A 23424-nucleotide genomic window follows, 5' to 3' on the forward strand; every position below is an offset into this window, starting at 1 on the left:
AAAAATTCTAAATTATATAGTTTTAAATTTAAATAGGGGAGACTCCTTTAAGATTGTAGAAGGTAAGATTTTAAGAGTCAATGAAGAATATATAGAAGAAATTTTAAAGTTAGTAAGTGACAACAGAAAAGTTAAGTTAAATTATGATTATATTAATTATGAAAGCTATATTATAAAAGAGGATATGCCTTTGTCTTTCACAGTAAAAATAGAGCTTGATAAAATAATTTTGACTACAAAGAAGAAGTTACCTATTCCTCTAAATGATAAATTTACTGTGTTTTTAAGTGATAGAAAAATTTATTTGCCAAGTAATAAACAAATAAATAGCTATAAATTATTTTATTATAAATTAAAAAGTAATGGAAAAGTAGAATACTCTAAAGATGAAGCTTCTATTAATAAATTATTTAATTTATTGAGTAATATTAGTAAAGATATAAAGTTAGGTGAGGGAGTTAAAAATATTTGTAGAAATTATTATAAAGTTAAATTCTACTTTAAAAATGAAAATAATAATATTAAATGCAAAGCTACTGTCAATTATTTTGGAAAAACAATAAATATACTAGATAAAAATATAAATTACTTTCTAAGAGATAATAATTTTGAGGAAGAAATATCAATGAAGTTAGAAAGATATAGATTTATAAAAAAGGCAAATGAGTTTTTATTCATTGGAAATGATGAAGAGCGTTATGAGTTTTTTATTAGTGGATTAAAGTTTTTTGAAGAATTTTCTACTTTAGAATTTGCTAAGAGTTTTAATGAAGTTAATCTTGTGGGTAGTAATGATATACATGCTATATTTGAGGGGCAAGATGAGGAGCTAAGATTTAAGTATAATATAGATGGATTAGAATATAGTGAGTATATAAATGTATTGCAAGCTTTAGAAGATGATAGAGATTTTTATAAGACTAAAAAAGGGCGATTATTAAATTTAAGAGATTTAGGAATGGCTAATTTCTTTAATATTATTGATAATTTAATATATAATCAAGAAGTATATGATGGTGAAATAGAGATAGATAAGAGTAAAGCTATATTTATAGAAGATAATATAGAAAGTTATAATCTAAACTTTATAAGAGGATCAGAAGTTTTAAAATTAGTTTCTAAAAGATTAGAAAATAGGGTTATAGAAGAAGTTCATGGAATAAAGGAGTTAAATGGAACATTAAGAAATTATCAAGTTACTGGTGTAAATTATTTATTATCTTTAAGTGAAATGAATTTTGGTGGGATTTTAGCAGATGAAATGGGGCTTGGAAAAACTATTCAAGTAATTGCATTTCTATTATATAAGAAAAATAAGAGGTCACTAGTAGTTACACCAACTTCTCTTATATATAATTGGAAAGAAGAGTTTGAAAAGTTTGCACCAAGCTTAAATGTTGGAGTTATTCATGGAAGTAAAAGTGCTAGAAATAAAATATTAGATAATAAAGAGAATTATGATGTTCTTTTAACTACTTATGGAACAATTAAAAATGATATAGAATTTTATAAAAATGAAATTTTTGATTATTGTATTATAGATGAGGCACAAAATATTAAAAATCCAAAATCACAAAATACTAAGATAATTAAAGAGCTAAATGCAAAAGTAAAATTTGCATTAACAGGTACGCCTATAGAAAACTCGTTAATTGAACTATGGTCAATTTTTGATTTTATAATGCCAGGATATTTATTTGATGAAAAGAAATTTAAAAGAAAGTTTGTTGGTAGAAATGAGAAGGAAATTGATGAGTTAAAGTCTTTAATAAAACCATTTATATTAAGAAGATTAAAAAGAGATGTTATAACAGAATTACCTGAAAAGATTGAGAAGAAGTATTATGTTCCAATGACTGTTAAACAAAAATTAGCTTATAAAAATTATATGAAAGAAGTTAAATTAAAGTTAAAAACTGGAGAGGATGATAATATAACGATTTTCTCTTATTTAACAAAGTTAAGACAGATATGTCAAGATCCTATTTTAGTTAATAAGGATTATATTGGTGATAGTGGAAAATTAAATGTTGCATTAGAGATAATAGAGGAAGTTATAGAAGATAATAATAAAATGTTAGTATTTTCTCAATTTACTTCAGTGTTAAAAAGGATAGAAAATGAATTAAATATAAGAAAAATAAAAAATAAATATTTAGATGGAGCTACTAATGCTAAGGAAAGAATAAAACTTGTATCAGAATTCAATGAAAGCACAGAACCAGAGCTTTTCTTGATTTCTTTAAAAGCTGGAGGAACAGGTCTTAATTTAACATCAGCAAAATTTGTTATGCATATGGATCCATGGTGGAATCCTGCAATAGAAGATCAAGCAACAGATAGAGCTCATAGGATAGGACAAAAAAATATAGTTGAAGTAATTAAACTTATTGCTAAAGATACAATTGAAGAGAAGATTATTCAACTACAAGAAGATAAACGAGAAATAATAAATAGTGTTATGAGCGATGATAGTTTAAATATAAATAATATTTCTAAATTAACAAATGAGGAAATTTTAGATTTATTTAAATAGAGTAAGATAGTTATTAAATTATTATTTAAAAAGTTTCGAATTAGAATATATAGAAAAATTATGGTAATATAAGTTGTGTAGAATAATTTTCTAAATTGGGGAGGAAAAAATGAGTAATAATTTTAGGATTGATAAAGAATTTTTATTAAAAACAGCGAAAGATATACTAGAGTTTAATAGTCCGACAGGATTTTGCTTTGAAATTATGGATAAAATAGAGGAGATTATTAAGCCTTTTGGATATAAATTTGAAAAAAATAATAAAGGCTGTGGAATAATTACAGTTGAAGGACAAACTAATGAAAAAACAATAGGTATTTGTGCTCATGTTGATACTTTAGGAGCAATGGTTAGATCGGTAACAGCAAATGGAACTTTAAAGTTCACAATATTAGGAGGGCCGATAGTACCAACGTTAGATAGTGAGTATTGTAAAATAAGAACAAGAGAAGGAAAAGTTTATACAGGTACTTTTTTAAGTACTAGCCCAGCTGCACATGTTTTTGAAGATAGCAAAAGTAAAGTTAGAGATGAAAAAAACATGGAAGTTAGAATTGATGAAATAGTAAAAAATAAAGAAGATGTTTTAGCGTTAGGAATTGCTCCAGGAGATTTTATATTTATTGATCCTAAAACGACTATTACTGAGAGTGGATTTATAAAATCAAGATTTATTGATGATAAAGGTAGTGTAGCAGCAATAATTGCATTATTAGAACTGCTAAATAGAGAAAACTTAAAGCCTAAATATACTGTGAAAATTATAATCTCAACATATGAGGAAGTTGGTCATGGTTCAGCTTGTATTCCATCAGATATTAGTGAAATGATTGCAGTTGATATGGGATGTATAGGAGATGATTTATCTTGTACAGAATATGATGTATCAATATGTGCAAAGGATTCTAGTGGACCTTATGATTATAATATGACTACTAAATTAATTAGCTTAGCTAAAGAAAATAACCTAAGTTATGCTGTAGATATATATCCAATGTATGGTTCTGATGTAAGTGCTGCTTTAAGAGCAGGAAATGATATAAGAGGAGCACTTATAGGACCAGGTGTTCATGCTTCTCATGGTATGGAAAGAACTCATGTAAAAGCACTTGAAAATACAATTAAGTTATTAGGATTATATTTAATCAATTAAGTATTTATATAGAAATATAATAATGGTCTATAATGTTTAAAAACTTCACCCATTGTTAATAATTACAATGGGTGATGATATGAATAATATTTATAAAATATTAATAAGAGATTCTAATAAAAAAATAGTAGATGATTTTGATTTTAAAATGTGGAAAAATAATAACTCTAAAAAAGTTATAATAAATAAATGTCCATATTGTGAAAGTAATAAAATTATTAAATATGGAATGTATAGAAGCAGTCAAAGATATAAATGTAAAGTAGAAAGTTGTGGAAAAATATTCACTAATGAGATTTATAATCAATTTAGATATTCTAAGAAGTTTAAGGATAAATGGAGAGAATATTTTGCACTTTTAAATAAGGGTTTAACCATAAGAGAATGTGCTACAGAATTAAATATAACTATTGTTACTGCTTTTTTTTGGAGGCATCGTTTTCTATACGATATAAAAAGTAAGTATTATATTGATAAGATAACATCTTATGTAGAATTAACTAAAATGGTAGTAGTTGAAAACTTTAAGGGATCTAGAGATATTCCTAATATTAAAAGAGATAGAATTACAGTTGTTAATGCTTTGAATGATTCTATAGATATAATACCAATTATTGCAGCAAGAAAACATTTAGGATTTTATGAAATTAGAGATAATATTATACCTAGATTAGATAGAAAAGCTTATGTTGAGGGATTTATTGATGGAAGACTTAAAAATTTTGCTGAAAAATTTAATGAAATAAATAGAGTAAAAATTAAAAGAGTTAAGAAAAGAACTATTGATATACAATATTCAATTAAGGCTAAAATTTGGCTTAATAAATTTAGAGGAATAGCCACTAAATATTTAGATCATTATTTAAGTTTAAGATTATTTGAATATAAGAAGGAATTATTCTTAAATGATAAAAAAGAAGAGTTTTCTTTAAAACCAGAAATAAATACATATATTTCTTGGAAAAATATAAAATCAAAAATATTATTAATTTAAAAATTCATAAAAATTTTATATTTAATGGTTGGCCAGTTTTTTATAAAAGTGGTCTTTTTATAATGGATAAATTTATAAAAAAATAGCTTGGCATTTAATAAATTTAAATCAATATAAATATATTTGTAAGTTTATAATAAATAGTAATTAATTATATGTAGAACTGTTATATTAAATTGTTGTTAACAACAATTTAGTATAACAGATTTATATATATAGAAATAAAATACTTAATAGTGAATATAGAATTAATAATTACTTTTTCTATATAACATACTATAATTTTATAAATCTATTAACCTACCTTTAGATTTTAGATGATTAATTAACTTATCAGGTTCATTCATAATAAGCTCTTCAGGCATATTTATTTTTTTAAATAATTCTATACCTTTAGTAAAATCACCTATTTTACTATTTATATGAGCATCAGATGTTAAAATTACTTTTGTCCCATATTCTTTACAAAGAAGAGCTATTTTTTCACAGTTAACATCACTTCCAACTCTTGATGATCCGGATAGAGAGCTATTATTTATTTCAATCATTATATTTTTTTCTTTTGCTTTTTTTATAATTGCATCATAGTCAAGATTATAGTTAGGATTCCCCAGATGACCTAGTATTTCCACTTTTTCATATTTATCCATAACATTTAAAATTGCCATAGTATTCTCTTCTTTTGTTTTAGGTTGAAAAACTGGCTCGTGGAATGATGCAATCATGTAGTCTAAATGTTTCATACCATCTTCAGGAAGGTCTATATTTCCATCTGTATCTAAGATATTTCCTTCACAACCTTTAAGGATAATAACATCATTAATGATTCTTGGAAGAACTTTTAAATTTCCAAAATACCAATAATGAGGTGCTCCAGGCATTGAAGGTGCATGTTCAGAAGTACCTAATATTTTAATTCCATTCTTTGCACAGTAATCTATATTTTCCATAAGTGTTGTATATGCGTGTCCACTTACTATTGTATGTGTATGTAAATCAGATAAGTAGTTCATAAAAATCTCCTTTAATAAGTTATTTTAAATTGATAGAGTAATAAGTATTTTACTTAAGACTATTTATTATTAGTATATTTATTTTTCTCTTAAACTTCAATAAAATAAATAATAAATTAAAATAAATGTTTAAATTATGATTTATATGAGATGATAATAATATAGAAAAAATAATGGTTTTATCGTTTTAATGTGATAAAGCAAAATAGATAAATGATAAAATATAAAAAATAAGTATATTTAATAGATAAATAATTAGACTTTTTTATGATAAATTTTTAATGAAATAAAAAATATATTGTATAAATGTAAAAAAGTGATGATGGAAAAGGAAAAAAATTTTTGATACTATATATTTGTTGTAAAATTCGACAGATATATATTTTGATTAATAGGAATTTATACTAAGGAGGAAATTTTTATGAGTAAAAATGAGAAAAGTAAATTAACTTTAGTGGCATTAATACTTATGATTTTTACATCAGTATTTGGTTTTGCTAATATTCCAAGAGCATTTTTCCTTATGGGATATTCAGCAATTCCATGGTATATTTTTGGAGCAATATGCTTCTTTATACCATATGCATTTATGATGGCTGAATTTGGCTCATCATTTAAAGAAGAAAAAGGCGGTATCTATGTTTGGATGCAAAAATCTGTAGGAAGGAAATTTGCATTTATAGGTACATTTATGTGGTTTGCTTCATATATAGTTTGGATGGTTAGTGTATCATCATCTATATGGGTTCCACTTTCAAATTTAATATTTGGTAGTGATAAAACATCAACTTGGTCTTTATTTGGATTAACTTCATCACAAACATTAGGGATTTTAGGAGCAATGTTTGTGATATTAATTACGTTTTTATCTTCAAAAGGATTAAATAGTATTTCAAAGGTTGCATCTATAGGTGGTATATTCGTAACTAGTGCAAATGTATTATTAATAGTGGGTTCGTTAATAGTATTTTTTGGTAATGGTTTTCAAGCGGCTCAACCATTAAGATTATCAGAGTTTACAAGCTCTCCAAATCCAGAATATGGAACAGTTTTAGCTGTATTAGGATTCTTAGTGTTTGCAATTTTTGCATATGGTGGATTAGAGGCAGTTGGAGGTTTAGTTGATCAAACTGAAAATGCTAATAAAACTTTCCCAAAAGGAATAAAAATATCAGCAATAGTTATTGGAGTAGGATATTCTTTAGCAATATTAATGGTTGGCTTATTCACCAACTGGCAAGAAGTTCTTTCAAGTCCAGATGTAAAAATGGCTAATGTAGCATATGTAGTTATTAAAAATTTAGGGGTTAAGCTTGGAGAAGTATTTGGATTATCAGCTCATGGAGTTGAAATAATGGGTACTTGGTTTGCTAGATATATTGGATTAGCAATGTTCTTAGCATTGATAGGTGCATTCTTTACATTAATTTATTCACCGTTAAAACAATTAATAGAAGGTACTCCAAAGGAAATTTGGCCACAAAAATGGACTAAAATAAATGATAATGGTATGCCTGTAACAGCTATGTGGATTCAATGTATAACTGTTGTTGCCATAATTATAATTGCTGTAATAACAGGTGGTAAATCTTCAAGTTTTTTAGATTATTTAATACTTATGGGGAATGTTGCAATGACAATTCCTACAATGTTCTTAGCAATTGCATTTATTTACTTTAAGAAAAATGATAGTATAGATAAACCATTTATTTTCTTTAAAAGTAAAACTGTTGCAACAATATGGGCAATAATAGTAACTTGTACAGTTGGATTTGCAAATATATTTACAATATTACAACCGGCCATAGAAAGTAAAGATTATGTTTCTACTGGATTCCAATTAGCTGGGCCAATAGTATTTGGATTAGTAGCTTTCTTCTTAATATCAAGATATGAGAAAAAATATGGAAGTAATAAAGATTCAATAGATAGAATTGCCTAAAAAATAAAAATAGTAACCTTGATTTTAAGGTTACTATTTTTATTTATGTAATAACTTATAAGCCAGTAACTTCAACATCTTCTAATAGATGCTTGTACTTTAAAAATTCAGCATATAAATTATCAATACGTTTTTCAAGAGTTTCTCTTTCGGAAATTTGAGCTACTTTTCTTAATTCAGAAGTAAGTTTTTGAATTTCTTCATCAATTGACCACATTTTCTTCATAATTTCATAAGCATTATTTTTCATAAAATCACATCCCTTTTATAAATGAAAATATAAATAAATAGTAAATTAATATGTTGATATTATATCATAATGCAAACATAAATACAAAATTATACTTAATAGTAAACTAAATTAATAAATTGATAATTTTTGAAAAAATATAAATATAAATGTAAACTTTAAAAGGTTTACAGAAAAATAATTGGCAAATATTTAATTAATATATTTCAAATAAATGGAAATGTGTTAAAATATTATTATAATTTAAAATGAATAATTCATATTTAGTAAAAAACCATTATATGATAATCATATTAAAAGATATGATGAAGAAGCGGGAGGAAATAAAATATGAGAAATATACTATTTGTAGCATCTGAGAGCGTACCTTTTATAAAGACTGGTGGACTTGCAGACGTTGTGGGATCACTTCCTAAATCATTTCCAAAAGAAGAATTTGATGTAAGGGTAGTAATACCGAACTATAAATGTATTCCTTGGCAATATAGAAGCGACTTTAAATATATAACACATTTCTATATGAATTTTGGACAAGTTAGTGGTAGTGAGTATGTAGGTATTATGACTACCCAATATGATGGGATAACATTTTATTTTATAGATAATGAACATTACTTTGGAGGGGATACACCTTATGGTGATACTAAATTTGATATAGAAAAGTTTTGCTTTTTCAGCAAAGCAGCTTTATCAATTTTACCAAGTATAAACTTTAAGCCAGATATAATACATTGCCATGACTGGCAAACAGGAGTACTACCAGTATATCTTCATACTATATTTAGAGATAATCATTTTTATGATAACATACGTACTATTATGACAATTCATAATTTGAAGTTCCAAGGAATTTGGGATGTTGAAACGCTGAAGAAAATCACAGGTTTCCCAGACTATGTATTTAGACCAACGGATATGGAATACAAAAGAGATGCTAATATGCTAAAAGGTGGCCTAGTGTATTCAAATTATATTACAACAGTAAGTAATAGTTATAAAGATGAGATACAAAGTGAGTATTATGGAGAAGGCTTAGATGGTGTTGTAAGAGACAAGAGTGGAGGATTATTTGGAATATTAAATGGTATAGATTATAACGAATATAATCCTGAAACTGACAATGAAATATTTAGTAGATATAATGCATATAGTTTCATTGAAAATAAGGCAAAAAATAAATTGGAGTTACAGAAAGAATTAGGTTTAGAACAAAATGAAAACAAATTTATGATAGGTATAATATCAAGATTAACAGATCAAAAGGGTGTAGACTTAATACAACATGTTATAGAACAAATCGTTGATGATTATACTCAGTTAGTTGTAATAGGAACTGGTGATGAAAGTTATGAAAATATGTTTAGGTATTATGAGTGGAAATTAAAAGGAAGAGTATCAGGAAATATATATTTTTCTAATAACAGAGCTCATAAAATATATGCAGCTGCAGATGCAATGCTTGTACCATCAAGATTTGAACCTTGTGGCTTAACTCAATTAATAGCATTAAGATATGGAACTGTTCCTATAGTAAGGGAAACTGGTGGATTAAGAGATACTGTAGAGCCATATAATATATATTCAGATAGTGGAACAGGATTCTCTTTTGCAAATTATAATGCCCATGAAATGCTTAACACCATAAATTATGCAAAGCATATATACTTTGACGAAAGAGCTAAATGGAATGGAATAGCATTTAGGGGAATGAATAAAGATTTTTCATGGAGAAACTCAGCAGAGGAGTACTCTAGATTATATAGAAGATTAATGGGACAATAGAAAATAATTAATTTGTAATTTAAGGCAGTCTAATATCTAAAATTTTTAATAGTAATAGTATAATTATATAATATTTCATTAAGGTTCCATTAAGTACACTTATAAGTATTTTTAATTTTAATAATAGATGCCTTAAGATAAATAAGGAGTTGTATTCGACTGAATTTATTAATTCAATTTGATACAGCCCCTTTATTTTATTATTAAATAGATTTTAGAGTTATTTAGGTGAAGTGTTTTTTATAGAATTATTAGAGTGACCAAGTAAAAAACCAATACAATTACATATTAAATCCCTAAGGTGAATTACTGTAGGATTTGTATTTGAAGAGATTAAGTTAAGGTTAGATCCTATAATTAAAGAAAATAAAGCTATTATACAAACTATTAAAGCAATTAAAATTTGTACAGTTTTATTACAAATATAGTCTTTAATGTTATTATTAGAATCTTTTAAAGTAGAGTTACTAGTGATGCAATCATTAGTAGATGTAACATTAGAGTTTTTATTACTAACAATATCTGATTTATTAACAGGAACTATAATATCAGAATCTTCACTTTTAACAACTTTATTTTTTAAGAAGTTTTCGCTTAAAAAGTAACCAAAAATTGAAGCGATAGAAGTACGAACTATGAGATTTATAGATAGTGAATTAGGATTAGTAGACTCAGGAGTAAATAAGTTATGGATGCTTTGAAGTAATAAAAATATCATTATTATTATAAGTGCCTTATCACTAATGGAGATTTCCTTCCAGCAGTGAATTAGACCATTTAAAAAATTATTTTTAAGTTTTTTCATAAAGTTCACCTTTGAATTGATATAATATATTTTATTAATTAAAGTTAAAATATGTTACATAAAAATAAAAATATGATACAAAATTTGTAGATGATGATATAATTAGTAATAGTATAGTCAAGCTTAGGAGGTAAATATGGAATTTGATGGTATAATATTTGATTTAGATGGGACATTGTGGGATTCTACAGCAGAAGTTGCCAAAACATGGAGTACTATAATTAGTGAATATAACATAAATAGAAAAGAAGTAACAGTAGAAGATTTAAAACCTTGTATGGGAAAATTATTAGATGAAATAGCTAAAATCTTACTTCCAGATTTAGACGAGAAAATGCAGATGAAAATAATGAAAGAATGCTGTGACTATGAAAATGAATATTTAGGAGAGTATGGTGCAACTTTATATAATAAATTAGAAGAAACATTAGAAAAATTAGCTAAGGATTATAAATTATTTATAGTAAGCAACTGTCAGGATGGATATATTGAGAGCTTTTTTAAGGCACATGGATTAAATAAGTATTTTGTTGATTATGAATGTCCAGGTAGAACGGGTTTGGCTAAAGCTGAAAACATTAAGTTAATAGTTGAAAGAAATAACTTGAAGAAACCAGTTTATGTGGGGGATACACAAGGAGATGCTAATTCAGCAAAAGCTGCAAATGTTCCATTTATATATGCTAAATATGGGTTTGGAGAAGTAGAGGAATTTGAAAATGAAATTGAATCTTTTGAAGATTTACTAAATATTATAAAATAACAAAGGAGAAAATTATGATTACTAAAAAACAACTTAAGGATGATATTATAACTTATGATATTATTAAGTATAAAGATGAAGATGGAAAAATGATTGAATATGTTGAAGTTACTTTAGTAGATAGAATTATTGATGTTTATATGGACACTAGGGAAGTTAATATAGGAATTTTAGCAAATAAAATTATTGAGGATAATTTATACGAAGAGTAGTGTTTATAAAATAATCATTAGACATATAATATATTTATTTGTTATTTTCAGTTTCAAGGAGCATAAATTAATGGATAAATGTTTATTTTGTAAAAAGAATTTAGAAAAAGATTTTTATGAAAATAAATAGGAAAGTTTTGTAGTGAAGAACACTATGATAAATATTTAAAAAGTTTAGGTAAAGAAGAATATATAGAGCTACAACACTCAATGTGTGTTTGTAGTGATGATAAAAAAAGAACTCAAAAGAGTTCTTTTTTATACTTACTATTAAAACTATAATTATTAAAAATTGAGATAATGTTATACGAACATTTTTATCACTAATATTTGTAAAGAGTTTCCTTAAAGATAGTAGTATATACTTTATATGTAATATAAAATGTATTGAAATAAGTCCAACAGCAAAATAAGAACAATACTTATGTAAAGATTTAAAAGGTACATTATTTTAGCGCGTAGAGTTACCTTGCCTTTTTAGATATGCCTAGAGATACCTTTTGTCCAATTCCAATTTAAAATATTATGAATGATAATTAATATAAAGATAATAATTGTTAATTAATTTTAATTATTTATAATATAACATTTTTTCTTTATAAGCTTAAAGAACGATAATTGATAAAATGCGATTAATATTCGCAAATTAAAGGAAAATATATATATTAGTATTTATAAAAGTAAAAAAAGTCTGTATAATTAATAAGGAAATGATTTACCAATTTAATAATTTAAGTAATTTATTTTAATTAAATGTAAAATCAAAAAATTAATTAAGCATAAGGAATTAATATGAAGATTTTTTGTTATGAAGATAATAAGATAAATAAAAAGAAATATTTATATGAGTCATTAGGCATTAATATTAATGAAAAAAATATAATTTCATTTGTAGGTGGAGGAGGAAAGACCACATCTATGTATACTTTAGCAAATGAATTAAGCAGTTTAGGAAAAAAAGTATTAGTTACAACTACTACACATATGCATATGCCTAAAGATTATATTAATTTTAAAGGTGACTTGAATGAAATAAAAGAGAGATTTAAGGGTAATAATTTAATTACTGTAGGTATTAAGGATAAAGATGAAAAAATATCATCTGTAGGTAATGAAATTGCAGAAATATTAATAGAACTATGTGATTTTTTACTTATAGAAGCAGATGGATCAAAAATGTTGCCATTAAAGGCACCAGCTAGTCATGAACCAGTTATTTTAAGTAATACAACTATGATCGTTGGAGTTGCTGGAATAGACTCTCTAAGAAAAAGTATAAAAGAAATATGCCATAGACCAGAACAAGTATGCAATATACTTAGGAAAAAAGATTACGACACAATAAATGAAGAAGATATTGCAACTTTATTAAGTAGTGAAAGTGGACAAAAAAAGCATATAGATAAATGTAATAATGCAGAGTATAGAGCTATTATCAATAAGGTTGATAATGAAGAGTTATTATATAGTGCAGAGATAATATGTAGATATTTAAAGGAAAAAGAAGTACAAGGTGTTATTACAAGTTATAAAAATTAGTTTCAAGTTTTAGAGGTGATTTATGATAGTACTTATAAAAGGTGCAGGTGATTTAGCTACAGGTATAGCTTATAGATTAAAAAAAAGTGGATTTGATATTGTTATGACAGAAATTAACAATCCAACTACAGTAAGAAGAACTGTGGCATTTTCACAAGCAGTATTTGATAATGAAATTGAAATTGAGGGTATTAAGGGAATTAAGGTCAATAATATTGATGAGATATATATAGAAATAAGTAAAGGTAATATACCAATAATAATTGATGAAAAGGCAAATATTATAAAAGAATTAAATCCAAATGTTGTGGTGGATGCTATAATTGCTAAAAAAAATTTAGGAACAAGTATTAATGATGCACCAATAGTTATTGGAGTTGGACCAGGTTTTGAAGCTAAAAAAGATTGTCATTTAGTAGTTGAAACTAAACGAGGACATTATTTGGGAAAGGTAATAGAAGAAGGAAGTGCAATACCTAATACTGGAATTCCAGGAGATATAGGCGGATATACAAAAGAAAGAATTATTAGAGCATCAAGTGAAGGTAAAATAAAACCAGTAGCAAGAATAGGTGATTATGTTAAAAAGGGAGATGTAGTTGCTTATATAGATGGTGTAGAAGTTTTAGCAGAAATAGATGGAATAATAAGAGGAATGTTGCAAGACGGTATAGAAGTATTTAAAGGAATGAAAAGCGGCGATATAGATCCTAGATGTGAAAAGAATCATTGTTTTACTATATCAGACAAAGCTAGATCAATTGGTGGTGGAGTTTTAGAAGGTATATTATATATGAATAACAAAAAATTAAACTTAGAATAATTAAATATATAAAAGGGGGAATATAAGTGAAAAAAGTTATAGATGCAAAAGGAAAGGCTTGCCCAATGCCTGTTATAATGGCAAAAAAGGAAATAGATACAGGAGTAAAGTTTTTTGACATTGAGGTAGATAACAAGATTGCAGTTGAAAATTTAAAAAAGTTAGCAAATAGTCAAGGTTTTACAACTACTATTGAAGAAAATGATGGCAATTTTAAAGTTAACTTTTCAAATGGATGTGAAGAATGTGAAGAGGTTTTAGCTAAGGTTGAGGGAAAAAAGCCATTAGGTAATTGGAGTATATTTATTAATAAAGAAATAATAGGTGCTGGTAATGAGGAGCTTGGACAATCTTTAATGAAAATGTTCATTTATACTATTTCAGAAGGTGAGGATTTACCTAAGTCAATTTTATTTATGAATGGTGGAGTAAAAGTTCCTAGCTTAAATGAACAAGGGATAGAACATTTAAAAGTTTTACAAGATAAGGGTGTAGAATTATTAGTTTGTGGAGCTTGCCTTAATTTTTATGGATTAGAAGATAAATTAGAGGTGGGTAAAATCAGTAATATGTATGAGATAACTAATGCTATGAAAGAGGCTTCAAAAGTTATAACTATATAATTATTACAAGTAAATGAACTTTATAGTATATAAGGTCAACATAATAAATATAGCTATCTAGAATAATAAAGATAGTGCAATTTATATGTTTGACCTTATTTAGTATAAATTATTTTATTATAATTGAATAATCTTTTTTATCAGTTACTTCGCCAATGATTCTTGTCCAAGGATTATATAATTCCATACGAGACATATATTCTAATGCATCTTTTTCTGGCATTGATAGTAAAAGTCCACCAGAAGTTTGAGGGTCTAAAAGGATATCTTTCATTTCTTGTGAAATGTTATTAGAGCATGTAAATAGATTTTGAAGATATTCTAAATTATTATACATTCCTTCAGGGATTATTCCCATTCTAGCATATTCTAAGGCATCATTAAGAATAGGAAGAGATTCAGTAAATATATTAATAGTTTTATCACTACCACTGGCCATTTCATAACTATGTCCAATTAAACTAAAGCCAGTTATATCAGTACAAGAATTAACAGTTAAATTTTTAAATGAATCTTTTGCATACTTATTTAATGTAGTCATAACATTAGTTAGTTCTTTGATTTTTTCAGGTGGTAATAATTCTGCTTTTGTAGCTGTATTTAAAATTCCTACACCAATAGGCTTAGTTAAAACAAGTACATCACCAGTTTTAGCATTACTATTTGTAAGAATTTCTTTTGGATGAGCAAAGCCAGTAACACAAAGCCCATATTTAGGAGTTGGATCGGCAATGGTATGTCCACCAGCAACAACAGCTCCAGCTTCTGCTATTTTGCTATAGCCACCAGATAATATATCATGCATTAAAGATGGATCTAAACATGATGGAAAGCATAGTAAATTCATAGCAACAGCAGGATCGCCCCCCATAGCATAAATATCACTAAGTGCATTTGTAGCAGCAATTTGTCCGAAAGTATATGGATCATCTACCATTGGTGGGAAGAAATCTACTGTTTGTATTGAAACTTTATCATCAGAAATTTTATATACACAGGCATCATCTTTTTTATCGAAGCCTACTAATAGATTTGGATTTTCAAATTTAGGTAAATTATTCAAAACAGAATCTAACACAGCTGGACCAATTTTTGCAGCACAACCAGAACTTTTAGTTAAAGATGTTAGTTTTATAGTCTTCTTCATATTATTTCCCCTCTACTATTAGAAATATTTATATATTAATAATTATAATAAGAAAATAACAAAAACAATAGTGTAAATGATATAATAAAGAGATAATGTTTTTAGAATAATAACTGGTTTAAGGGAGAGTTTTATTTATGAAGGGAAATATGGTTAGACAATATATAAATTCTATAGAGAATTTTTCTGGAGTTGTGAGCATCAAGGAAAATAAACATATTTTATTTGAAGAAGCATTTGGCTATGCGGATATTGCTAATGAAAGAAAGAATAATCTAAATACTAGATTTGGAATTGCTTCAGGTGCAAAATTATTAACGTCAATAGGAATATGTAAATTGGTAGAAGAGGGCAAGATAAGTTTTGATGATTTATTAAAGAGTTTTGTAAGTAGTGAAATTTATAGTGATGATATTACAATTAAACATTTATTAACTCATACAAGTGGCATACCTGATTATTTTGATGAAGAGGTAATGGATGATTTTAGTGAGTTATGGATAGAAAATCCTATGTATTTATTAAGACAACCAAGTGATTTTAAAAAATTATTATTTAAGGGAAAAATGAAAAGTAAACCATGAGAAATTTTTTCTTATAATAATAGTGGCTTTATAGTTTTAGCTATGGTTATAGAAAGGGTAAGTAATATGCCTTTTGTAGAATTTATTAAAAAATATATATTTGATGTATTGGATATGAATTCATCAGGATATTTTGCGTTGGACATGCTACCAGAAAATTGTGCTAATGGATATATAAGAAATGATGATGGAAGCTTTAAGAGTAATATATATTCCATACCTGTTATAGGTGGTGGTGATGGTGGTGTATTTATAAATGCACACGATATGAGTAAGTTATGGAACGGTTTGTTAGAGTATAAAATATTAAATAAAGAAATAACAGATGAACTACTTATGCCACATGTTAATGTAGAAAATGAAATATATTATGGATATGGAATATGGATGCAAAAAAAAGATGATGAAATATACAAATATTATATAACAGGAAATGATCCAGGAGTAGATTTTAGATCATCAATATATCCAAGGGAGAATTTAGAGGTAACAATATTAGCTAATAAGGAATTTGGAACTTTTGATATATCTAAATTTATTCAAGAAAATATATAAATTTTAAATTAAACTAGAGAAATTATTAGAAATATGATATAGGTTATAAATAAATAAAATTTACAAAAGAAAGAAGGAGAAAATAATGCTAATAAGCAAAGAGAAAAAGTTTTATAAATTGATTTTAAGTATTGCTTTACCAATAGCAGTTCAAAATCTAATTACTTTTGCAGTAAGTATGATTGATACCATGATGCTAGGTTCGTTAGGAGAAGTACAGTTATCAGCAGCTTCAATAAGTAATAATTTATTCTTTATTTTAACCATACTAATTTTTGGGTTAGCTGGTGGTTCAAATATATTAATATCTCAATATTGGGGGAAGGGTGATGTAAAGACAATACATAAAATACTTTCAATAATGTATAGAGCTTGTGTAATAATTGCAGCAATATTTATAGCTATTGCAATAATTTTTCCATCAGGGTTTATGAAAATTTATACTACAGATATAAGAGTTATTGAAGAAGGAACTAAATATTTAAGAGTTATAGCAGTTGGGTATGTTTTCTATGCAATAACAAATTGTACTATAATGATGCTTCGTTCAGTAAAAACAGTTAAAATTTCGTTAGTTGTGTATACTGCATCTTTAATAGTTAATGCATTTTTTAATTATATATTAATATTTGGTAAGTTTGGTGCACCGGCGTTAGGAGTAAAAGGTGCAGCTATTGCAACTGTTATAGCAAGAATAACAGAGCTTTCTATAGTACTAATTTTTATGATTAAGTATGAAAATAAGATAAATTTAAAGATGATCCATTTATTAAAAGTGGACAAGTTAATATTAAAAGACTTTTTATCTAATTGTACGCCTGTATTATTTAATGAATTTTTATGGTCAACAGGTTCAACAATGATTTCCATAATATTAGGAAGGCTTGGAACAGAGACCGTTGCAGCAAACAGTATAAGTAATGTTGTATTTCAGTTTGTAACAGTATTCATATTTGGGCTTTCAAATGCCACAGCAGTAATAATAGGAAATACTATAGGTGAAGGTAAAAATGAAAAAGCTAAGGAGTATTCACGAACAGTAGGTGTATTAAGCATTATTATGGGAATTATGGCTGCAGGAGTAATTTTGTTAATAAGACCTATTGTAGTAGATTTTTATAATGTATCACAAATAACTAAAGATATTGCAATTCAAATTATGGGCTCTATGTCAATTATAGTAGTATTCCAAAGTTTTGGAGTTACCTTAATGATGGGTGTTTTACGAGGTGGTGGAGATGCCAAGTTTGTATTAGTAAATGATATTATATTCTTATGGCTTGTAGCAATTCCATGTGGATTTTTAACTGCCTTCGTATTAAGATGGCCCATTGCAGCAGTATTTTTTGTTGTAAAAAGTGATGAGATTATTAAATCAATAATTGCATCTATAAGGGTATTAAGCGGAAAATGGGTAAGAAATGTTACAAGAGATTTTCAATTAGAAGAAGCATAAGTTGGGGTTAGTCCATATAATTGCCAGTATTCTTTTAACTAATTAAAGACAAAATATATATAACTTTTGTTAAAGTTATATATTATTAAAAAGAGGTGAAAAGAGTTTGGCTAAAAATAGAAATGAAAAAAAGCCTAAACAGAATAAAAAGGCTAAAACAAAAATAGTTAATAATGCTGAAGTACAATAATTAATTGTATAGAAATAGGATTCTCTTTATATTAAGTGAATCCTATTTTTGTAATAATACATAATATATCTAAAGTATTATTTATTTAATATTTGTGATAAAATTATAAAAGACTTTAAATGGATAAGGGAGAAGAAAAAATGGATTGGTATTGTGCTGTATGGAATAGTGATAGTGTAAGTAGTGCAGTTGGAGCACAAGTTTTATATGAAATGCTTTGTGAAGGTGATACTTCACTTGTTGGAGATATAGATTTAATTGATGAATTTTATAAAGAATTAAATTCTAAAAAGTTTAATATTGGAATTAATAAGGGAAAGGGATTTATAATAATTGGATGTAGTTTTGAGGATGCGGAACATTTAAATGAGGTAATTCCTCAAATTGCAAAAAAACATGGATTATCATATTTTGAGCCACAAAATATGACTTATATATTTTAGAAGTTAAATTAAAAAAATTTATTATATAAATTAAGAAAAAATACTATCATCATAAGAGCAATGTGATAGTATTTTTTCTTTTAGAAAAGAAGCTTTTGGAATCTTTTCTTCACTTATAGTATGACAATATTTTTAGAAAAAAATACATAGAAATATTTATTTTTTATTATCTATTTAAGTATTCTTCCATTATTGATTTAACCTTTGGAATAGGAATACTACTACCGCCTCTATCTTTTACATCTTCTATTATCATTGCTACAGCAAGTTTAGAAGTAGTAGTATCAACAGCTACAAACCAGCCGTTTTCAGTTCCTGTAGTATCATCTTGAGATGATTTTATTTCAGCAGTTCCAGTTTTAGCTGCTATATTATATCCAGAAATTTGAGCTTCGTGAGCAGCTCCATCAGTATCATTAACCATTGCAGAAAAATCTTCTATTAATGTAGGTAAATATTCAGCTTTAATTGCAGATTCTTTCCAAAGAGTTGGAGAGGTATTGGAACTTAAAACTAATGTTGGATTCATAATATCACCATTATTAGCTAAAGCGCTATAAGCTAATGCCATATTTAAAGGGGTTACCATTAATTCACCTTGTCCATATCCTGTGTCTGCTAATAATATTTCATTATCTAAAGCGCCATTATTAGAAATACTAGATTTAGTCATAGGATATTCAAAGGTAATATCTTCACCTATACCAAATCCCTTAAGTCCATTAATTAAATTTTCACCACCAATTTTTAATGCTAATTGAGCGAAGTATATATTATCTGAATATTTAGCTGCTTCTCTAAGTGTCATTGGAGTAGTAGTATTATGAACTCTAGTAATATTATAATTTCCCCAACTTGAATCCTTTTGCCAACTCAAACCGTCAATAGTAACAGTTTCATCAGCATTTAATACTCCTGTATTAAGACCAATTGAAGCAGTTATAAGTTTCATAGTTGAACCAGGAGCATATGTTTTACTAAATCTGTTGATTTGATCTGTATAATCATTTGCTTCTCTTTCAGCAGCTTTGGTTTTTGTAACATATGTTGTAAACATGTTTGAATCATAAGATGGAGCACTAACTAAAGCTAATACTTCACCAGTTTTAGGATCAACAGCTGTAACAGCACCTTTTTCACCGTTTAATTGTTCATAGGAATTGATTTGTAATGTTGAATCAATAGTAAGTTTAACATCAGTGCCATTTATAACTTCTTTTTTTAAAATTGAAATTTCTTCATTATTTCTACTAAGATAAATTTCAGCACCATCTTCACCACGTAATGTATCTTCATAAACTTGTTCAATACCGGCTTTACCAATTAAGCTACTTTCTGTATAACCTTTATCATTCTTAGATTCTAATTCTTCAGCGGTAATTGCACCAACGTATCCAATTAATCTTCCAAATGCTTCACCACCAGTGTAAACTCTAGATGTTTTTTCGTTAATAATTATGCCTTCATCAGCTCTATTAATTAAAGTTGTAAGTTTTTCATCACTTGAAAGTATATCAACTATTGGAACGAAATATTCTGGATTTGAATTTGCATTTAATTTATTTATAATAGTATCTTCACTTATATCTAAAGTATTTGCAATTTCAGTTATTTTACTATCACGATTTTCAGTATCAAATTTAGAGGGATGTATTCCAACAACAGAGATTGTCCCATCTTCAGCTAGTACATTATCATTTCTATCAAGTATTTTTCCTCTAGTATGATTAGATTTTCTAACATAAATTTTATCTCCTTCAATCATATCAGGAAATAATAAACTTTCATTCCAATCAATAAGGTATTCATTGTCCACTTTGTAAATATTTGCTTGATAATCAGTTATGTCTAATTCTCCAGCAACAGTATTACACTTTAAAGAAAATGGAATAGTGTAATAATCTTTATTTTTTATAATGTCACCAGAAATTTCAATTTTTAAGTCTTTTAAAGCTATTGCTGAATATATATTTGTATATCTATTTACAAAAGTTTCTTCATCAATATATTCCTTAGAGCTATCAGTTAGCATAGAATACATTCCAGAAAAATCCTTATTAATCCATTCGTCTTTAAATGTATTAAATGCATCTTCATATTTATTGATTTTTGAACAGGAAACTGAAATAGCTACTAAAATTAATAGTAGTAAAAATAATATGTTTTTTAAAATCTTCATATAAGCCTCCCTAAATATTATTCTGTAGCTTATTATACTATTTTATGAAGAATAATCCAATAAAATAAAGGGATAAAAAGAAATTAGCCTTGTGTTAGTTGTTTATAGGAAAATGTGATATAATAAGTAGAAAATCTTAAACAAAAAGGAGAAAATATGAGCAAAATTTTAGTATTGGCAGAAAAGCCATCAGTAGGTAGAGATTTAGCAAAAGTTTTAAAGTGTAATAACAATAAAGGTTCATATATAGAAGGAAATAAATATATAGTAACTTGGGCTATGGGGCATTTGGTAGGACTTATGGATCCAGAAGGATATGATAATAAATATAAAGAATGGAAGATGGAAACACTTCCAATGTTACCTAAGCATATGAAGTTAGTTGTATTAAAGAAAACAGGTAAGCAATTTAATGAAGTTAAAAAGCTTATGAATAGAGATGATGTTAGTGAAATAGTTATTGCAACAGATGCTGGAAGAGAAGGTGAACTTGTTGCAAGATGGACTATAGAAAAAGCTGGTGTAAAGAAGCCGCTTAAAAGATTATGGATTTCATCACAAACAGATAAAGCTATTTTAGATGGATTTAAAAATTTGAAAGATGGAAAAGAGTATGAAAATCTTTATAGAGCTGCAGTTTGTAGAGCTGAAGCAGATTGGCTTGTTGGTCTTAATGTAACTAGAGCACTAACATGCAAATATAATGCTCAATTATCAGCAGGTAGAGTTCAATCACCAACACTTGCAATGATAGTTAATAGAGAAGAGGAAATTAAAAACTTTAAGCCTAAGACTTATTATACTTTAGGAGCTAATGCTAATGGATATAAGTTGTCATGGGTTAATAAAGATAATAATTCAAGAATCTTTGATGAAGAATTTGCTAAGAAAATTGAAAGTAAATTAAGAAATGCTGAAGGTGAAGTAGTAAATATAGCTGAAGCTAATAAAAAGAAATATGCACCTGCTTTATATGATTTAACTGAACTTCAAAGAGATGCTAATAAAATCTGGGGATACTCAGCTAAACAAACTTTAAGCATTATGCAAAGACTGTATGAAAATTATAAAATCCTAACTTATCCAAGAACAGATTCAAGATATATAACTACTGATATAGTAGCTACTATTCCAGATAGATTAAAGGCTATTGCAATTGGTGAATATAGAGCTACAGCTGATGCACTATTAAAAACTAAGATAAATGGTCATAAGGGATTTGTAGATAATTCAAAGGTAAGCGATCACCATGCAATTATTCCTACAGAACAAAAACCTAATTTAGCACTGCTTTCTTCAGAAGAAAGAAAAATTTATGATTTAGTAGTTAAGAGATTTTTAAGCGTAATGTTACCACCATTTGAATATGTGCAAACTACTATTGAAGCTAATGTAGCAGGTGAAAAGCTGATTGCTAAGGGTAAAGTAGTTAAATCAAAGGGATGGAAAAAGCTATATGATCATTTAGAAGAAGATAATAGCGAAGATGATATAAAAGAACAAGTGCTTCCACAAGTTAATAAAGGTGATAAAGTTACTTTAACTAAGGTAGAATTAAAGACTGGTCAAACTAAACCACCAGCAAGATTTACGGAAGCAACACTTTTATCTGCAATGGAAAATCCACATAAGTATATTAATGTAGGAAAAGAAGCAGCTAAGACTTTAGGAGAAACAGGTGGTCTTGGAACTGTTGCTACAAGAGCTGATATTATTGAAAAGTTATTTAACTCATTTGTTATTGAAAAGAAAGGTAAAGAAATTTTACCTACGTCAAAGGGAAGACAACTTATTGAATTAGTTCCAAAAGAATTAAAATCACCATTATTAACTGCTAAATGGGAAAGTAAATTAGATGAAATAGCAAAAGGAAAAAGAGATTGGAATAGTTTTATTAAAGAAATGAAGAATTATTCTATTGCTCTTGTAGAAGATGTAAAGAGAGCAAATAGTAAATTTGTTCATGATAATAAGACTGGAAAGAAGTGTCCTAATTGTGGCAAATATCTTTTAGAAGTTAAGGGCAAGAATGGGATAATGAATGTATGTCAAGATAGAGAATGTGGATATAGAGAGAATGTTGCTAGAGTTACAAATGCAAGATGTCCTGAGTGTAAGAAAAAGTTAGAGATTAGAGGGCAAGGTGAAGGTAAGATCTATATTTGTACTGGGGCCAATTGTAATTTTAGAGAAAAAGCATCAGCATTTGAAAAAAGATTTGACAAAAAGGGGAAAATTGATAAGAGAGAGACGCAAAGAATAATGAGAAAAATGCAAAAAGAAGCTGAAGAAGTAAATGATAATCCATTTGCCGAACTTTTAAAGAATTTTAAATAATATTCATAATAAGGTAAAGTGACAAACATAAAGTTAAATAAGGTTTTCACTTTACCTTTGTTTTGGAGAAAAATGAGAAGTTTTTTAATAAATTTATA

18 protein-coding genes and 1 pseudogene are annotated in these 23424 nt (G+C 26.8%); 14 read left to right on the top strand and 5 right to left on the bottom strand.

What is annotated here, in order from left to right:
• The 3 genes from Q0G30_RS00005 to Q0G30_RS00015 all read left to right on the top strand — a co-directional run.
• On the top strand, positions 1 to 2536 hold a 2536-nt coding region (locus Q0G30_RS00005), incomplete at its 5' end, for a DEAD/DEAH box helicase (protein ID WP_294384907.1).
• A gap of 109 nt (positions 2537 to 2645) precedes the next feature.
• Positions 2646 to 3689 (top strand): M42 family metallopeptidase, encoded by a 1044-nt coding sequence (locus Q0G30_RS00010; protein WP_294384909.1) that lies wholly within the window; start codon positions 2646 to 2648, stop codon positions 3687 to 3689.
• 79 nt (positions 3690 to 3768) lie between these two features.
• Positions 3769 to 4683 carry a hypothetical protein gene (locus tag Q0G30_RS00015; protein WP_294384910.1) on the top strand — a complete coding sequence of 305 codons (915 nt, stop codon included), beginning with the start codon at positions 3769 to 3771 and terminating at the stop codon, positions 4681 to 4683.
• 284 nt (positions 4684 to 4967) lie between these two features.
• Here the strand turns inward: Q0G30_RS00015 and Q0G30_RS00020 are convergent, their stop codons facing one another.
• Positions 4968 to 5696 carry a phosphatase gene (locus Q0G30_RS00020; protein ID WP_294384912.1) on the bottom strand — a complete coding sequence of 243 codons (729 nt, stop codon included), beginning with the start codon at positions 5694 to 5696 and terminating at the stop codon, positions 4968 to 4970.
• 421 nt (positions 5697 to 6117) lie between these two features.
• Between Q0G30_RS00020 and yjeM the strand changes: the two genes are divergently transcribed.
• Positions 6118 to 7638, top strand: coding sequence for a glutamate/gamma-aminobutyrate family transporter YjeM (gene yjeM, locus Q0G30_RS00025; protein ID WP_294384914.1), 1521 nt, complete (start codon positions 6118 to 6120; stop codon positions 7636 to 7638).
• A gap of 55 nt (positions 7639 to 7693) precedes the next feature.
• Here the strand turns inward: yjeM and Q0G30_RS00030 are convergent, their stop codons facing one another.
• Positions 7694 to 7888, bottom strand: a complete 195-nt coding sequence (locus Q0G30_RS00030; RefSeq protein ID WP_294384916.1) for a hypothetical protein — start codon at positions 7886 to 7888, stop codon at positions 7694 to 7696.
• Positions 7889 to 8218: 330 nt separating this feature from the next.
• Between Q0G30_RS00030 and glgA the strand changes: the two genes are divergently transcribed.
• Positions 8219 to 9670, top strand: a complete 1452-nt coding sequence (gene glgA, locus Q0G30_RS00035) for a glycogen synthase GlgA (RefSeq protein WP_294384919.1) — start codon at positions 8219 to 8221, stop codon at positions 9668 to 9670.
• Positions 9671 to 9890: 220 nt separating this feature from the next.
• On the opposite strand, the gene Q0G30_RS00040 is transcribed toward glgA, so the two are convergent.
• A complete protein-coding gene (locus tag Q0G30_RS00040; protein WP_294384922.1) occupies positions 9891 to 10475 on the bottom strand; it encodes a hypothetical protein in 585 nt (194 codons plus the stop codon).
• A gap of 136 nt (positions 10476 to 10611) precedes the next feature.
• On the opposite strand from Q0G30_RS00040, the gene Q0G30_RS00045 reads away from it, so the two are divergent.
• From Q0G30_RS00045 to yedF, 5 genes are all read left to right on the top strand, one after another.
• The gene (locus Q0G30_RS00045; protein WP_294384925.1) at positions 10612 to 11238 is read left to right on the top strand and encodes an HAD family hydrolase; all 627 of its coding nucleotides are present in this window, start codon (positions 10612 to 10614) and stop codon (positions 11236 to 11238) included.
• 14 nt (positions 11239 to 11252) lie between these two features.
• Positions 11253 to 11450 carry a hypothetical protein gene (locus tag Q0G30_RS00050; protein WP_294384928.1) on the top strand — a complete coding sequence of 66 codons (198 nt, stop codon included), beginning with the start codon at positions 11253 to 11255 and terminating at the stop codon, positions 11448 to 11450.
• A gap of 792 nt (positions 11451 to 12242) precedes the next feature.
• Complete coding sequence (gene yqeC, locus Q0G30_RS00055) at positions 12243 to 12989, top strand: selenium cofactor biosynthesis protein YqeC (RefSeq protein WP_294384930.1); 747 nt, start codon at positions 12243 to 12245, stop codon at positions 12987 to 12989.
• 22 nt (positions 12990 to 13011) lie between these two features.
• Positions 13012 to 13812: a selenium-dependent molybdenum cofactor biosynthesis protein YqeB gene (yqeB, locus tag Q0G30_RS00060; RefSeq protein WP_195467694.1), complete on the top strand. Its 801-nt coding sequence runs from the start codon at positions 13012 to 13014 to the stop codon at positions 13810 to 13812.
• A 26-nt stretch (positions 13813 to 13838) separates the two neighbouring features.
• The gene (gene yedF, locus Q0G30_RS00065; RefSeq protein ID WP_195467693.1) at positions 13839 to 14435 is read left to right on the top strand and encodes a sulfurtransferase-like selenium metabolism protein YedF; all 597 of its coding nucleotides are present in this window, start codon (positions 13839 to 13841) and stop codon (positions 14433 to 14435) included.
• A 109-nt stretch (positions 14436 to 14544) separates the two neighbouring features.
• Here yedF and selD read toward each other — a convergent pair whose 3' ends face one another.
• Positions 14545 to 15582, bottom strand: coding sequence for a selenide, water dikinase SelD (selD, locus tag Q0G30_RS00070; protein ID WP_195467692.1), 1038 nt, complete (start codon positions 15580 to 15582; stop codon positions 14545 to 14547).
• A gap of 149 nt (positions 15583 to 15731) precedes the next feature.
• Here selD and Q0G30_RS00075 point away from each other — a divergent pair.
• The 3 genes and pseudogenes from Q0G30_RS00075 to Q0G30_RS00085 all read left to right on the top strand — a co-directional run bounded on the left by Q0G30_RS00075 (position 15732) and on the right by Q0G30_RS00085 (position 18810).
• A pseudogene (locus tag Q0G30_RS00075) lies at positions 15732 to 16721 on the top strand (serine hydrolase).
• Positions 16722 to 16806: 85 nt separating this feature from the next.
• Positions 16807 to 18177 carry an MATE family efflux transporter gene (locus Q0G30_RS00080; RefSeq protein WP_195467691.1) on the top strand — a complete coding sequence of 457 codons (1371 nt, stop codon included), beginning with the start codon at positions 16807 to 16809 and terminating at the stop codon, positions 18175 to 18177.
• A gap of 330 nt (positions 18178 to 18507) precedes the next feature.
• Positions 18508 to 18810, top strand: a complete 303-nt coding sequence (locus tag Q0G30_RS00085; protein WP_294384937.1) for a hypothetical protein — start codon at positions 18508 to 18510, stop codon at positions 18808 to 18810.
• 166 nt (positions 18811 to 18976) lie between these two features.
• Here the strand turns inward: Q0G30_RS00085 and Q0G30_RS00090 are convergent, their stop codons facing one another.
• Positions 18977 to 20989: a penicillin-binding transpeptidase domain-containing protein gene (locus Q0G30_RS00090; RefSeq protein ID WP_294384940.1), complete on the bottom strand. Its 2013-nt coding sequence runs from the start codon at positions 20987 to 20989 to the stop codon at positions 18977 to 18979.
• 156 nt (positions 20990 to 21145) lie between these two features.
• Here Q0G30_RS00090 and Q0G30_RS00095 point away from each other — a divergent pair, with 156 nt between their 5' ends.
• Positions 21146 to 23326 (top strand): DNA topoisomerase III, encoded by a 2181-nt coding sequence (locus Q0G30_RS00095; protein WP_294384943.1) that lies wholly within the window; start codon positions 21146 to 21148, stop codon positions 23324 to 23326.
• Positions 23327 to 23424: the final 98 nt, after the last annotated feature.

The organism is uncultured Clostridium sp., assembly GCF_934754925.1.
In the GTDB taxonomy this organism is placed as follows: domain Bacteria; phylum Bacillota; class Clostridia; order Clostridiales; family Clostridiaceae; genus Clostridium.